Source organism: Methylobacter tundripaludum (assembly GCF_002934365.1).
Classification (GTDB): Bacteria; Pseudomonadota; Gammaproteobacteria; order Methylococcales; family Methylomonadaceae; genus Methylobacter_A; species Methylobacter_A tundripaludum_A.
Genome location: NZ_PTIY01000019.1, coordinates 26704 through 40736 on the forward strand (window position 1 = coordinate 26704; position 14033 = coordinate 40736).

Genomic DNA, 14033 nt, shown 5'->3' on the forward strand with positions numbered 1-14033 from the left:
GATGAACAGCCAGGCTATCTCACGAGAACTGGCTTTACGTATCGGGCTGGCGGCTCGCGCTCTGCCCGATACCGACGCCAAACGCCTGCTTTCAGTGTTGACTGATTGCATCGGCCTTCCCCTCACCGAACAAAAGATTGCCGGCATTGATCTTAATGCTCTCAAGAGCGCAAAAGCGGGAGAGTTTGCCGATGTCGACGAGCCTTTATTGACCCATGCCTTAAGCATTCTTAAATCCGGTCTTAATGCTCCCGAACGACAAGCCTATACCGACGGCGATATGCCCGGCTCCGTTCGTATCGCCTGTGCCAGTAATGACGGCATTAACGTTGACGGCCATTTCGGTTCTTGCAGTCAATTCCTGATCTATCAGGTTTCAGCCGATGAAGCCCGGTTAATCGACATCCGCAACCCTGATATACCGGATGGTTTGGAAGTGGATGATAAAAACGCCTTCAGGGCTGAACTGATTCAGGATTGCCAAGTACTTTATATTGCCTCGGTAGGAGGCCCTGCGGCGGCAAAGATCGTCAAACTGGGTATCCATCCGATGAAGCTGCCCGGCATTGAAACCATTGCCGACATCATCAAGCAACTGCAAACCGTTATTGCCGGCACACCGCCGCCCTGGCTGGCTAAAGTCATGGGTGTTGAAGCCAGTGACCGGTTTCATTTTGAAAGGGAAGCGACAGGATGATTACTACCGAGCAAGTCAACGCGATCGCGGCGAAAATCGAAACAATGGGTGTCGATGAAGCCACGGTTTCGGTGCTAAGACAGCAATATCAGCCGATCCATTTCACCTACTGCATGGACGACGATCTGCCCAATAATACGCCGATCATCGAGCATAAAGACTTCAATCTTTATTTAATCGACGGCCGGGAACACTGTCTGTGCCTGACCAATGATTATGAGGTTGCAACGGGCATTGTCGTTGCAGAAATCATCCCTGACTGAACGGAATTGATTGCATGTCCGATCATGAAAACCCTGTCAGCGTTCCTATTGCCGATTGCAGCCTGTGTCCATTTCGCGGCAAAACCCTGCTGATGGGCCGCTGCATGCCCGGCGATACCTGCGTATTCGTAGAAAGCGGGCGGCAGATCGACCGCTTTTTTCGCGTTAACCCAGGCTTTGCCGAGCACTATCTGCACGACAGGTTTTGGGAAAGACGCGCCATTGCGGCCCGCTACGCGCCGCAAAAGGCGCTGACTGAGATGATCGCTGATGAAGATGAAGTGGTCAGGCGCGCCGTCGCTTATCGCATACCTCAGTCCCAGCTGCACCTGTTAATCGACGACGCCGACAGGGAGGTGCGCATGACCGTAGCGGACCGCCTTGCGCCCGAAGACCTGGAAAAGATGGCCGGCGATAAAGACTATATCGTCAGGCTGACGATAGCCAAAAGGCTGCCGGAAGGACGCCTGTTCCGGTTTATTCGCGACGAGGACCTGCAAGTGCGCAAGATTGTTGCCGAGCGTTTGCCCGAAGTCAGCTTAGGTCTGATGGCCCATGACAATGCGCCGGAAGTCAGACGCATTGTTGCCGAACGCATGAACCCGGATGACGCCGTTATCATGCTGAACGATTCCGACTGGGTCGTGCGTTATACCGCGGCCCAGCGCGTTGCGCCCGACGCATTAGTCAGTCTGCTTGACGATCCCGAGCCGGATGTCAGGGCGGCGGCTCAGGATCGATTAACAAGCATTGCCCATGCGACACATGGGAACGAGAAATAGGAAACAGCGTATGACTGATCAACCTTTTCAACTCGATGGGCAACAGCTTGCCAAAATCTGTAAGCACACCCTGCCCGACCCGGACGATGAATTATTATTATCGAAGCTCCAATCACTGAATCCCGGCTATCCGATCCGATTAGCCAAAACAGGCGAAGAATGGTACCGGCTGGGCGGCATTGTCGATATGGACGGCAACCGTATCGCCAATAATTTAGTCGAATGGACCGAGCGGACCTATATCGAATGCGGCAAGAACCTGCAAACCCTGATTGAGCATGCACGGGAACACAAGCTGATCGCCACGCGGCAAACCGGTAACACCCTGCATTTTGTCGTTCAAACCGGCAGTAAAGCGGAACAGTTCGTCCAGATCGACATCGATAAAACCCATGAGTCCTCGGACCGGTTGCTGGTCGGCGAACACAATCCGCCGGAAGATTTAGAAGAATTTATTGATCCACTGGAGCCGGAATGCGTAGAAACATTCTGCATTGGAACGTCGCGTTATTCTTATCGACGTAAAACTGACGTGCCGGTTTTCATGGACGAAATCAATAAATACCACATCACAGAGCATCCGGTGCAACGATTCATGGATGACTGGAACCGGAGCAGCGCCCAGCAAAAAGCCGCGCTTTCCAACGACTGGATTGTCCGGCCGTTCAGGCATACCGGGCGCTTCGGAGAACAAATAATCAACGTTGAACTGATCAACACCCAACAAAAAAACCTGCCGCAACTGGAAGACATTAGCGGTAAAAAAGGCACCCCGCTGCATAACCTGCTGACCCGTTTCGATCGTCAGGCCGGTTATCCGTTTGCCTGGTTCTTTTATATGGTTAAAGGCAAGCTGGTTTCCCCGCACAGCGGCGTAGCGGTTTTTAAGGATGTCAGCGGGGATTTTTCTTACTTGCCCGAACGCGATGTCGCAGTCCTTAAAGACTGGATTGATACGCCTTACAGCGTATAGCGAACACTGGATTTTTCATCAACTGCATTGCAGTCATTTTCAACAAAAGGAGTAAACACAATGTCAATTGCACAAATTAAAGCTTTCTCTGAACAGGCTAAATCCGATCCTGAATTAAAGGAAAAGCTGTTAGCGGTACAAAAAATCAGAGAACTGATTGCATTAGGCAAAGAATACAATTTCGAGCTGGATGAAGTGGAACTCTATCCACCCAACGAACCGCAATTCGTCGAAGAGCAACTTTCTGAAAAAATGGCTAAGGCTTTATTGAGGGTTTGAGTCTTTGTAGGTTGGCGGTGAGGTACGAACCCCAACATTTGCTATTCCGAATTGTTGAGCTTCCTTTCGTCAGCACCAACGCGCTGGAGTGCAGGCTTCGCCTGCAAGCGCAAGCAAAGCTTGCACTCCCGCTGCTTGCGTATAAAGATACGTAGAGCGTGGAAACGAACAATCGTTCAGTTGGAGCGAAGAAAACCAGCCGGCGGTACGAATTCAATCCCGTATGCCGCGCCGAGTACCGGAGCTCTCGGCGGGAATAGCCCGTAAGGAGTGCGGCAGGGATGCCGCACGTTGCCGAAGGTGCAGGAGCCTCTTTCTTCAACCCCCGTCGAAAGCTAGGAACGCAGAGTAGCGTATGCCTTCCTGTTTTATCGTTGCTCATAAGCCTGCTTTAGCTTTTCGATGTCGATTTTCTTCATTTGCAGCATGGCCTGCATTACCCTTCCCGATTTGATTGGATCAGGGTCGCTCAATAATTCAATGAGGACGTTGGGAACAATCTGCCAGGACACGCCAAATTTGTCGTCCAGCCAAGCGCATTGGTTTTCTTTCCCGCCTTCGGAAAGCTTCTCCCAATATTCGTCCACCTCTGCTTGCGTTTCGCAGTGTACGACAAACGAAATGGCGGGCGAGAACCTGTACACCGGGCCACCATTAAGCGCCGTGAATACTTGCCCATCAAGTTCGAAACTCGCCGTCATCACCGAGCCCTTCGGTCCCGGCCCGGCATCGCCATAACGATTGACGCTCAAGACCTTCGAGTTCTTAAAAATAGAAACATAAAAATTCATCGCCTCTTCGGCTTGGTTATCGAACCACAGGAACGGGGTGATTTTTTGCATAAGGGTTTACTCCTGAATTTAATTTAAATAAGCAACTAGAACTAGATCTTCGGTTCACTCATCTCGAAGTAGTGGATAGGGCGGATTTCAATGCCCCAGCCAAACTGCTCACCCCCACTCACTTGCGTGGTCGGATGCAGGGAAGCCACCCGGATCGCTTCCTCCATGTCCTGTGCTTCTATGAGGAATGCGCTGCCTATCATCTCCCTGGTTTCAATAAAAGGGCCGTCGGTGATCCTCACTTTCCCGTCCACGCGCCGCAAACATTTGGTCTCCAAGGTGAGACCGGCATCAACGATCACTTGGCCGCTCCTGTAGAGTTCCTCCAGGTGGGGCTGACATTCGCGCATGACAGCATCGGTTTCGGCCTTGGGACGGGCATCCATTTTCTCTGGATCGAAGTAACCCAAACATAAGTATTTCACAGCTTCCTCACGGTTTGTTCCGGCTCGGAACCGTCACTGCTTTTCGGCAACAGCCTTCAACCCGGCCAGGCTTTCCTCGAACTTCCCGCCGATCATCTTGTCCATGCTGCACACAAGTCCCATCAATTTCGAGAGGTAGGGGCTAGGGCCGAAAATCGTCTGCGTGACCCGTGTCGATCCGCCGTCGGCTTGCAGCGTGAACTCCAAAGTGTTCTGGGCTGCGAAAGGTTTGATGAAATCCATCTTGATCATAATCCTGGACGGCGCTGACTCGATAATCGCCATGCGCCCCTGACCGATCTCCTTGTTGCCCTCCCATTCATACACTGCGCCCGGGCCGCTGGCCGCGCCGCTGTATGCTCTCTTCATATCGGGGTCTACTTTTTCCCAGGCCGACCAGGTCTGCATGATGTGCAGATCGTTGATCAGCGGAAAAATCGTTTCCGGCGACGCCTCGACGCTGATCGAGCGCTGGACACGGAAAGTATCGGGTTGGGTCGCGGCATAGATCAGCACTGCGACAAGTAGCACGGCCAATACGATGATTATGGTCTTGATCATTGGTTTCTCCTGTAAAGTATTAAATCGGCAAGCCGGCAATCTCGATCACCGGCCTAACTTCGACGGTGCCTTTGCGCGCCATCGGAATCCGCTCGGCTATGGCTATCGCCTCGTCAAGATCCTTGGCGTCGACAAGAAAGTAGCCGCCCAGTTGTTCGCGGGTTTCCGCGAACGGGCCGTCGGTCACAAAGCGTTTGCCCTCGCGCACCCGGACGCTGGTCGCCATTGCGGCGGGTTGCAACGGGCTGGCGGCCAGAAACTGGCCGTTAGCTTTGAGCTGATGCGCAAGCTGGGTGGACTCGACGTAACATTCTTCACGCTCGGCCTCGTCCAGCACATGTTCCTCATGGTAAATCAACAGCATATATTTCATTAGTATCTCCGCGGTTGCATTGTTAGCCCTGGCATGTTGCGCCCGGCTCCATGTAGACCAATTCCCATATATGACCATCCAGATCCTGAAACCCATGCCCATACATGGAGCCATGGTCTTGCGGCTCGTTATAAGTGGTTCCACCGGCGGCGACGGCCTTGCGCACCATTTCATCGACTGTTTCACGGCTCTCGGAAGACAGGCACACCAGCACCTCTGTGCTTTTCGTGGCATCACAAATTGCTTTGGGCGTGAAAGTCTTGAACTTGTCCTCGGTCAACAGCATGACGAAAATGTCATCGCTGACAATCATGCAAGCGGCAGTCTCGTCGGTAAATTGCGGATTGAATACATAGCCGAGTTTGATAAAAAACGCCACAGACTGGTTGAGGTTTTTTACCGGCAGATTTACGAAAATTTGAGCAGCCATATTGGCTCCTGTTAAAAATTGATTGAAAGATGAAATATCGGCAAGTGGGACGCCAGTAGCCTCAAACCCGATGCGCTGCAAAGAAAGCCTCCATTCTGCCTTGCAGTTCATTCGGCTCGACATCTTCGACATGCGTGGCAATCAGCCAGTGATGGCCGAATGGATCGGTCACCGCACCCATGCGATCGCCCCAGAATTGGTTGGCGGGTTGCATGGTTTCCGTAGCACCCGCCTTGATCGCAGCGTCAAAGACAGCGTCGGTATCGGTGACATAAAGATGCAGTTTGACCGGCGTTCCGCCCAGTGTTTTAGGCGAAACATCGGTGCACTGCGGATTTTCGTCCGAGAGCATGAAGATTGAATCGCCGATTTTGAATTCGGCGTGGGCTATTTTTCCGCCGGGGGCATTAAGACGGAACAGCTCGGTAGCGCCGAAGGCTTTTTGGTAGAAGTCAAGCGCATCGGCCGCACCCTGGACGACCAGGTAGGCGGTTAACGTGTGGCAACCGTCGGGTATGGGTTTGATTTTCGTGGTCATGATTATTCTCCTGTTTTAGGGTTGAGTGATTAAAAAATATTGCCCCGCACCGTTAGTCGAATGGCAGATGCCGTAATCGACATTCCCGCCAATTTTTTTTACCAAGACTCTCGCTGCCAATATTTTCGCGCTAACACGAGGCATCGGCAAATCCGAGCGCCTGCAGCGTTTGTTCATCCTCCGCAACCGGCCTCACTTCGACGCAGCCGTGCTTAGCCCCAGGGATTCGCGAAGCCACTTGTATTGCCTCGTTCAGGTCCCGGGCCTCGATCAGGTAGTAGCCGCCGAACTGTTCCTTGGTTTCCGCGAAAGGGCCGTCGGTCATCGAGACCTTGCCGTTTCGCACCCGCAGCGTAATCGCGGCACTGGAGGGCAGCAGCCGGTTACAGCCGAGGTAGTGGCCGCTATCCCTGATGGCTTGGGTAAATTCCGAGTATTCTTCGAAGTGCTTCTTTGCAACGGCTTCTGTCATCTGCTCCATTACGGTTTCGGCACAAATCAGGCATAGGTATTTCATGGTCAACTCCTCCAGTTAGTAAAAAACTGTTCGCATCGGATAGTCGTTCGGGAATGGGCGATTTCGACATGCCCGGCACCGGGCGAGCTAAAATTCTATCCGGAAGGTGCCGAAAGCGGTTCTCTGGAATGAATTACCTCATACATATTTACCCGGTTTTTTCTTCTTCGCGCTTTGTGTACGACATGCAGCTTCATATGAACGACGCGCCCAAATTGCGGCCTGTTCGCGGTCTTCCATGATCTCAGCTGGCGCCAGGTAGTAGGACATCTTCATGACCTTATCACCCTTCTTGTACTCAAACTTGCCAAACCCATTTTTCTCAAAGTGGTTGGCGTTCTCAGCATCCGCCTTCAGGTAGAGCGTGTCGCCGGACACAAGGCCGAACATCAATCCATTGTGATAGATACCATACCCGCCGAACATCTTTCGGGCGGTGATAGGCCCGAAGAAATCGAAAACTTCATGGAGATATTCAACAAACTCAGTCATATGTGGCAGGGCCTCCGGGTATAAATGCTGACAAGTTCAGCGGAATTACCAATCCGAGGAATAGTGTTCATCGATATTCAATTCTAGCGCTCAAAAATATGCGGCCTGCCGGTTTGTGCAGATCCAGTAATTGATGGGTTCGGCGCGCCTATGGCGACGCCAACATGTTCTCCCATCGGCTATTTTTGCGGTTTCAGCAAATTGGTAAGTATCCGTATAGTGTTGGAATTTCGCCACTTTGCCTGCTGCGATGGTCCAAATATGGGCGAACTGAGCCAGAAAGGGTTTTCCAGTCGATTTGCGGCTGCCGATGTACGCTCCTAGTGCGACGACTTTATCGCCGGCATCGAGCAGTTCGTCCAGTCTCATTTCGAGGCCGGGGAACTCATTGCCGATAAGCATGAATACCCCTTCGCGCACCTCGTCCAGACCGTGGTAAGGGCTACCCTTTGCCGCTGGCGAGTTTTCTGCAGCCTGCCATTCAATTTCAGGAGCAAACGAAGCGAACACCGTTTGAACGTCTCCCATTGCGAATGCAGCATAAATCTTCCCGACCATAATTATGTTTTCTTGCGACATTTTAACTCCTTTGTTGAAATGCTGGCTGCATCCGCCTGCGATGGATGAGTCGGCGGACACTGTTTGTACAAGTTGCCCCTTATCAAGTGTTCTTGGTTTGGAGTGGTCAGTCTTTAGACATTTAACGCTACAGTTTAGTTGGGTGGCAAATATTTTCACTGCTAGCAAGCCCAAGCACGAACTTTTGTAGCGCCGTACCGATTTCGACTGGCGAATCTTCCTGAATATAATGAATCCCCTTGACGGAAACTTCCTGCTGGTTCGGCCAGGTACGGCAAAACTCAAGAGCGCGGTCGGTCAGCAATGCGCCCGGTTCGGCGGAGACAAGCAATTTTGGGATCGAACTCTTGGACAGCCACTGACCATAGCTCTCGACGATTTCGGCGACATCAGCAGGCGCTCCGTCAATCGGCAATTCTCGCGGCCAGATCAGCGTCGGCAGCCGCGCCGCAGGCGATTTGAACGGCGCGCGATAGGCTTCCATTTCCTGGTCGGATAGCGTTCGAAGAATACTCTTCGGCAGCACGGTTTCCACGAAAAAGTTGTCAGCCAGCACCATTTTATCGCCCTTTTCGGAACGAAATGCGCGAAACAGGGTGTCGCGGCCAGGGGGAAAATCCTCCCATTTTCTGGGTTGAACCAGAGCCTCCATGTAAGCGATGGCTCGAATTTGCCCCGGATGACGGTATGCCCAGTAAAAGCCCAAAGCCGAGCCCCAGTCGTGCAGTACCAATACGACATTTTCCGTCAGACCCAAAGCCGCAAACCAGGCATCGAGATAGCGCGCATGATCCGTGAACCGATAGGCCTCATTGGGCGACGCGCCGGATTGGCCCATCCCCACTAAATCCGGCGCAAGGCAGCGGCCGTGCCTGGCGAGAAACGGAATGATATTACGCCAGAGATAAGAGGATGTGGGATTACCGTGCAGGAAAACGATAGGCTCGCCGACGCCGACATCGACGTAGCTGATCTCGGTATCGAGTACCGGTATGCGTTTGCGTGGATGATTGTCTGTACTGGAAAATTGCGATTCGGACATTTCAAAGCTCCTTTGTGTGTTTTCTGAATAAATCGTTTAATTCGGGTTGCCATTTACCGCAACAGTCAGCGCTGACCCGCAATCCTATTCCACATCCGTCCTAACCTCATCCCAAATGCCCCAGCATATGCTGGAAGAATACGGAAGATAGTGATACATTAAAAGATCCACAATTCTTAAAAACCATGGAACCACTTTTCGATTTGGCAATCACCCTGCCGCCGCAAGGAACTGGCGATCTGCTTCGTAGCCTGCATCGTCAACTGAGAGAAGCCATCCTCGACGGCCGCTTGCAGGCGGAGTTACGCCTACCCTCGACGCGCACGTTGGCGGCGACGTTGGGAATATCGCGCAATACCGTATTGGCAGCCTACGACCTATTATTGAGCGAGGGTTACCTGCTGGTTCGCCCGGGCTCTGGAACCTATGTGGCAAACATTTCCTCGCTGCAATCACGGTTAAGGTCGCCCGTTAATGACGCATTGCCCGATACGCGTCTGAACGAATTCTGGCGCGATCCGCGGCCGCTTTTTTCTACGAGCAGGCTTGATTCGTGCCGTTACGATTTGAGGGAGGGGCTTCCCGACAAGACAGCATTCCCGTTCCATGTCTGGCGGCGATTATCGGCCAGAGCCTTGCGGTCGCTGTCGAAAGCGCCCGCCTCTTATGCAGAGCCGGAAGGACGGGAAGCGTTACGTGCGGCGATCACCAAGCATATTTCCTACTCCCGGGCGGTTTCCTGTCTGGCGGAGAATGTGGTGGTGACGGCCGGAGCGCAACAGGCCGTCGACTTACTGGCCCGGATACTGGTAACACCGGGCCAAACGCTATTCGCCGTCGAGGAGCCCGGCTATCCGCCGGTACGGGCAGCGTTTGCCGCGGCCCGCGCCAGAATTGTTTCCATCCCGGTTGATAGCGAGGGGATGATGGTCGAACGCTTGCCGGACGATACCCGGGTGATCTACGTCACGCCTTCGCACCAGAGTCCGCTTGGCGTTACGCTATCGGCGAGGCGCCGGGCCGCCTTGCTGGACTTTGCCCAGAGCCGTGGCGCTGTGGTGATTGAGGATGACTATGATGGCGAATTCCGCTTCAACGGTCGGCCTCTCGATGCCTTGCAAACCCTGGATCGTAACGAATCGGTGTTTTATGTCGGTACTTTTTCCAAAAGCCTGTTTCCCGCTTTGCGTCTCGGCTTTGTGGTCGCGCCGCCTTGGGCGCGCCGCGCGCTGATTGCGGCCAAAACTTACACCGACTGGCATTGCGCGGTGCTCACGCAAGATACCCTGACAGCTTTTATCGAGGAAGGACATCTGGCCCGCCACGTCCGCAAGATGCACAAAATCTATGCCGAGCGCCGCACGATCCTGCTACAGGCCTTGTCCCGACATTGCGGCGACAGATTACGTCCGATAGGCGCCGATGTTGGCCTACACCTTGCTGCGGAACTGGCACTCCCGCTGCAGGCAAACGATCTGGTTGCACGCGCGGCCGTTGATGGTGTCCGGTTACATTCTCTGGATCGTTATGCTAACGAGAATCCAGCACCAAACGGCTTAATGCTGGGGTATGGCATGATCCGAGCAGCCCAGATTGATGCGGCCATTTGCCAGTTGGCTCAAACGATGAATGGTATCGGATGAGGGGTAGAATTTCCGCGATTCACCGCCCATAACGGCAATCCCTATCTCAATCCCGCAGTTCGCGCAGTCTGCGCTCGAGAAAGCGCCGCTCCGGCTCCTGGCGAGCCAAGACGAGAGCCTGTTCGTAAGCGGCCCGGGCTTCCGTCGTTTTCCCCAGACGCCGGCACAGATCCGCCCGCACCGCGTGCGCCAAGTGGTAATCCGCGAGATTGCCGCGCCCGAGAATCGCGTCGACGAGATCAAGCCCGGCGGCTGGCCCGTCCCGCATCGCCACCGCCACGGCTCGGTTCAGTTCGATCACCGGCGACGAATCGGCTCGCATCAGTATCTCGTAGAGGGCGGCGATTTGCGCCCAGTCCGTGGCGGCGGCATCCATCGCATTGGCATGCACAGCCGCGATTGCGGCTTGCAAGGTGTAGAGGCCGAACCGCTGCGACAACAACGCCCGTTCCACCAGCGCCGACCCTTCCGCGATCTGTTCCCTGTTCCACAGTGCGCGATCCTGGTCATCCAGCAGGATCAGCTCACCGCTCGGAGAACTGCGTGCAGCGCGGCGGGATTCCTGGAGCAGCATCAGCGCCAGCAAACCCTGCGCTTCGGGCTCCGGCAGCAGTTCGACCAGCAGCCTTCCCAAGCGGATAGCCTCTTCCGACAGGTCGTGCCGGGTCAACAACGGACCGGATGAGGCGGAGTATCCTTCGTTGAACACCAGATAAATTACCCGCAGTACCGCTTCCAGCCGGTCCGGCAACTCGGCGTGCCCAGGTACCTGATAGGGAATGCGCGCGTCGCGTATCTTCGCCTTGGCTCGCACGATACGCTGGGCCAGCGTCGCAGCGGGCGTGAGGAATGCACGCGCAATCTCTTCCGTCGCGAGGCCGCACACCTCGCGCAACGTCAGCGCCACCTGCGCGTCAGGCGGCAGGGCCGGGTGGCAGCAGGTGAAAATCAGCCGCAGGCTGTCATCCTCGAGGCATTCATCATCCCAGGCTTCTGCATCTTCGCTTGAAGGATCGGCCAGCGCATCTGCGTCTTCCAGAACATCAAACCGGGCGCGTCGGCGGATGCCGTCGACTGCCTTGAAGCGGCCGGTCGATACCAGCCAGGCCTTGGGATTGGCCGGCACGCCGTCACGAGGCCATTGCTCCAGCGCAATCCTGAAAGCCTCGTGCAGCGCTTCCTCGGCGATATCAAAATCGCCAAGCAGGCGGATCAGCGTGGCAAAGATGTGGCGCGAGTCGAAGCTGTAGAGAGCATTCAGCGTCTCGCGCACGGCATTCTCGCTCAGTGGAGACGATTTCGGTTGCTGCTGATTGGTCTTCACGTCCGTTCTCCAAGATAAGCGGGTAAGGTCATATTCAATTCATGATAGCGCATGCCGGCCGCAAGTCGAGCGATAGCCCGTTCGCGCCAATATCCGGTTGCGGGCGGCGAAGACGCCGGCTTCTACGGACGGCTGCTCGACAATCCGGCGGCGTTTGCGGAGATTTGGCAAATGTGTTGCCAGGACGGATGCTGTTGCAGGATAGTCAATGCCGATTCAAGCAGAGCGAGGCCCGCTTCGGTCCGGTGCCAAGTCGACGCACCGGACGGATGCGGCAACGGGATCGCTTCTGTACGGTGGCCGTGGAAAGTGACGGGATGAAGCTTACCGATCACATCGTTTAGCTTTTTGACCGGCATCAATTGGCTGATCGCCAGTTTGCCGACCGGCAGGATCAGCTCGGGCTTAAGCAAATCGACTTCCGCTTGCAGCCAGCCCGCGCAGTTACCGATCTCGGCCGGACTCGGCACACGATCTCCGCCCTTGGGGTTCTTGCCCGGAAAGCAGCGGCACACGGCGGCCATGTAGACGCGCTGCCGGAAAGTCTCCTCATCAAGCCCGATGCGCTCAAACCATTTGAACATCGTTTTACCGGCCGTCCAGGCAAACGGTTTACCGAAACCGCCTTCTTTGTCGCCGGGAGCTTGGCCGATCAGTAAAATCTTCGATAGTACAGGGCTCCCGCTGACGACCGGGCCGATCATCTCGGGGCATTTTTTGCAATCCGACAATGCGGCGCGGTGGGCGCGCATCAGTTGTTCGCGTATAGGCATCGCTTAAAGATCAATCTCGATGCCGACCGGGCAATGATCCGATCCGTGAATCTCAGGAAGAATAAATGCCTGCTTAACTTTGCCGACCAGTGCTTCACTGGTCAACACATAATCGATCCGCCAGCCGACGTTTCTTGCCCTGGCGCCGGCGCGGAAACTCCACCAACTGTACGCGACGGTGTCGGGATGGAAATGCCGGAAAGTATCGACCAGTCCGGCGTCGAGAAACCGGCTGAAACCGTCGATTTCGACCTGGGTGTAACCGGCCGATTTATTGTAATTCGGCTTAGGGCGCGCAATATCGATTTCCCGGTGCGCGACATTAAAATCGCCGCAAGCGATTAGCGGCTTCTTGCTTTGCAGCTGTTGACAATAGGCCAGGAATTCGAGGTCCCAAGTTTGCCGGTAATCCAGCCGGGCCAAGGCATCGCCCGAATTCGGCACATACACATTCAACAGAAAAAAATTCTCGAATTCGGCGACGATCACGCGGCCTTCCCGGTCATGTTCGACAATGCCTATGTCGCTGATAACTTGCAGCGGCTCTTTCCGGGATAAGATCGTCACGCCGGAATAACCCTTGCGTTCGGCGCAGTTGGAATAAATCCGGTAGCCGTCGATACCCTCAAGCGCCTTGTCGATCTGGTCGGCCTGGGCCTTGGTTTCCTGCAATAGAATGCAGTCGGCATCGAGCAGCGCCAGCGTTTCGGCAAAGCCCTTGCTTTGCACAGCGCGAACGCCGTTGACATTCCAGGAAATGATTTTCATGCGGTGGTTCCTTCAGATGGGTTAGAAGTTGAGGCTTTAATAGTGAATCTGGGAGTTGTGACTTAGAAAGTTTAAGTCACTGAGCTGGATAACAAGTGCAATTCCATTACACCATTCCCGACTATTTTTACGAAGCCACTCGTTTGGCGATTTCAATGTCTTTACGCAATAAATCATTGACTAATAATTGCAAACTTCCCTGTGTAGTCAGGCATTTTTCATTAAGGTACTGAACAACATCCTTATCTAAATAAATAGGTAATTGAATGTCCTCAACAGGCACATAAAATTTACCTTGCTCGGCATTAGAAAAATCATATTCGTCTTTCATTTTGTAAGCCTCTTCATATAAGTAGCTGTCTCGGTAGACGTTGCTTTTCTGGCGGAAATTATTCTAATAACGTCATCATATCGAAAGGTATGAACAACTAACAGCATTTGTTCATTCAAACTTTTGCCCAATAACAGCCAACGGTCTTCCGTTTCCGAATGTTCATCGTCCGGTATGCTTAAAGCAAAAGGATCGGCAAACACATAAGCGGCATCGGCAAAATCAATGCCGTGCTTACGAATATTCAGCTGGTTTTTGTTTTCATCCCATGTGAATTTCATTGCTGACCTGAGTTTGATTTAAAAGCTTAGATTCAACTCATAAGTGCAATCGGCACTAATCGGAAAAGAAAAAGGTTAGCTGATATAGTTTCACGCTTTTTTCAATCCGACCAAAGACGA

General features: G+C 53.7%; 21 protein-coding genes. 6 read left to right on the forward strand and 15 right to left on the reverse strand.

What is annotated here, in order from left to right; all coding sequences use genetic code 11:
- The first annotated feature begins 1 nt into the window (after position 1).
- Genes nifX through B0F88_RS17135 form a run of 5 tightly spaced genes read left to right on the forward strand, consistent with a single transcriptional unit; the run spans position 2 to position 2994 of the window.
- Positions 2-697: a nitrogen fixation protein NifX gene (nifX, locus tag B0F88_RS17115; RefSeq protein ID WP_104425163.1), complete on the forward strand. Its 696-nt coding sequence runs from the start codon at positions 2-4 to the stop codon at positions 695-697.
- Positions 694-960, forward strand: a complete 267-nt coding sequence (locus B0F88_RS17120) for a DUF6129 family protein (RefSeq protein ID WP_104425164.1) — start codon at positions 694-696, stop codon at positions 958-960. Before nifX ends, B0F88_RS17120 begins: the two co-directional genes overlap by 4 nt.
- Before the next feature lie 14 nt (positions 961-974).
- Positions 975-1742 carry a 4Fe4S-binding leucine-rich repeat protein gene (locus B0F88_RS17125; protein WP_104425165.1) on the forward strand — a complete coding sequence of 256 codons (768 nt, stop codon included), beginning with the start codon at positions 975-977 and terminating at the stop codon, positions 1740-1742.
- Positions 1743-1752: 10 nt separating this feature from the next.
- Positions 1753-2715 carry a hypothetical protein gene (locus B0F88_RS17130; protein WP_104425166.1) on the forward strand — a complete coding sequence of 321 codons (963 nt, stop codon included), beginning with the start codon at positions 1753-1755 and terminating at the stop codon, positions 2713-2715.
- A 60-nt stretch (positions 2716-2775) separates the two neighbouring features.
- Entirely contained in the window at positions 2776-2994 is a 219-nt protein-coding gene (locus tag B0F88_RS17135) for a Nif11-like leader peptide family natural product precursor (RefSeq protein ID WP_104425167.1), read from the forward strand.
- Between the two features lie 368 nt (positions 2995-3362).
- Here the strand turns inward: B0F88_RS17135 and B0F88_RS17140 are convergent, their stop codons facing one another.
- The 10 genes from B0F88_RS17140 to B0F88_RS17185 all read right to left on the reverse strand — a co-directional run bounded on the left by B0F88_RS17140 (position 3363) and on the right by B0F88_RS17185 (position 8793).
- Positions 3363-3836: a VOC family protein gene (locus B0F88_RS17140; RefSeq protein WP_104425168.1), complete on the reverse strand. Its 474-nt coding sequence runs from the start codon at positions 3834-3836 to the stop codon at positions 3363-3365.
- Positions 3837-3877: 41 nt separating this feature from the next.
- Positions 3878-4261, reverse strand: coding sequence for a YciI family protein (locus B0F88_RS17145; protein WP_104425169.1), 384 nt, complete (start codon positions 4259-4261; stop codon positions 3878-3880).
- 33 nt (positions 4262-4294) lie between these two features.
- A complete protein-coding gene (locus B0F88_RS17150; RefSeq protein WP_104425170.1) occupies positions 4295-4822 on the reverse strand; it encodes an SRPBCC family protein in 528 nt (175 codons plus the stop codon).
- 19 nt (positions 4823-4841) lie between these two features.
- The gene (locus tag B0F88_RS17155) at positions 4842-5195 is read right to left on the reverse strand and encodes a YciI family protein (protein ID WP_104425171.1); all 354 of its coding nucleotides are present in this window, start codon (positions 5193-5195) and stop codon (positions 4842-4844) included.
- 22 nt (positions 5196-5217) lie between these two features.
- Positions 5218-5706: a VOC family protein gene (locus B0F88_RS17160; RefSeq protein ID WP_258076709.1), complete on the reverse strand. Its 489-nt coding sequence runs from the start codon at positions 5704-5706 to the stop codon at positions 5218-5220.
- The gene (locus tag B0F88_RS17165; protein ID WP_104425173.1) at positions 5687-6163 is read right to left on the reverse strand and encodes a VOC family protein; all 477 of its coding nucleotides are present in this window, start codon (positions 6161-6163) and stop codon (positions 5687-5689) included. Before B0F88_RS17165 ends, B0F88_RS17160 begins: the two co-directional genes overlap by 20 nt.
- Positions 6164-6293: 130 nt before the next feature.
- Positions 6294-6680 (reverse strand): YciI family protein, encoded by a 387-nt coding sequence (locus B0F88_RS17170; RefSeq protein WP_104425174.1) that lies wholly within the window; start codon positions 6678-6680, stop codon positions 6294-6296.
- Between the two features lie 138 nt (positions 6681-6818).
- The gene (locus tag B0F88_RS17175; RefSeq protein ID WP_104425175.1) at positions 6819-7172 is read right to left on the reverse strand and encodes a TfoX/Sxy family protein; all 354 of its coding nucleotides are present in this window, start codon (positions 7170-7172) and stop codon (positions 6819-6821) included.
- 90 nt (positions 7173-7262) lie between these two features.
- Positions 7263-7751, reverse strand: a complete 489-nt coding sequence (locus B0F88_RS17180; protein WP_104425176.1) for a nuclear transport factor 2 family protein — start codon at positions 7749-7751, stop codon at positions 7263-7265.
- Positions 7752-7878: 127 nt separating this feature from the next.
- On the reverse strand, positions 7879-8793 hold the full coding sequence (locus tag B0F88_RS17185; protein WP_104425177.1) for a haloalkane dehalogenase: 915 nt from the start codon (positions 8791-8793) through the stop codon (positions 7879-7881).
- Positions 8794-8978: 185 nt separating this feature from the next.
- On the opposite strand from B0F88_RS17185, the gene pdxR reads away from it, so the two are divergent.
- The gene (pdxR, locus tag B0F88_RS17190) at positions 8979-10436 is read left to right on the forward strand and encodes a MocR-like pyridoxine biosynthesis transcription factor PdxR (protein WP_104425178.1); all 1458 of its coding nucleotides are present in this window, start codon (positions 8979-8981) and stop codon (positions 10434-10436) included.
- Positions 10437-10482: 46 nt separating this feature from the next.
- Here pdxR and B0F88_RS17195 read toward each other — a convergent pair whose 3' ends face one another.
- From B0F88_RS17195 to B0F88_RS17215, 5 genes are all read right to left on the reverse strand, one after another.
- Positions 10483-11760 carry an RNA polymerase sigma factor gene (locus tag B0F88_RS17195; RefSeq protein WP_258076710.1) on the reverse strand — a complete coding sequence of 426 codons (1278 nt, stop codon included), beginning with the start codon at positions 11758-11760 and terminating at the stop codon, positions 10483-10485.
- 122 nt (positions 11761-11882) lie between these two features.
- Positions 11883-12533, reverse strand: a complete 651-nt coding sequence (locus tag B0F88_RS17200; protein ID WP_258076711.1) for a uracil-DNA glycosylase family protein — start codon at positions 12531-12533, stop codon at positions 11883-11885.
- 3 nt (positions 12534-12536) lie between these two features.
- Complete coding sequence (locus B0F88_RS17205; protein ID WP_104425179.1) at positions 12537-13301, reverse strand: exodeoxyribonuclease III; 765 nt, start codon at positions 13299-13301, stop codon at positions 12537-12539.
- Between the two features lie 127 nt (positions 13302-13428).
- Positions 13429-13632, reverse strand: coding sequence for a hypothetical protein (locus B0F88_RS17210; RefSeq protein WP_104425180.1), 204 nt, complete (start codon positions 13630-13632; stop codon positions 13429-13431).
- A complete protein-coding gene (locus B0F88_RS17215) occupies positions 13629-13913 on the reverse strand; it encodes a BrnT family toxin (protein ID WP_104425181.1) in 285 nt (94 codons plus the stop codon). Before B0F88_RS17215 ends, B0F88_RS17210 begins: the two co-directional genes overlap by 4 nt.
- Positions 13914-14033 lie beyond the last annotated feature (120 nt).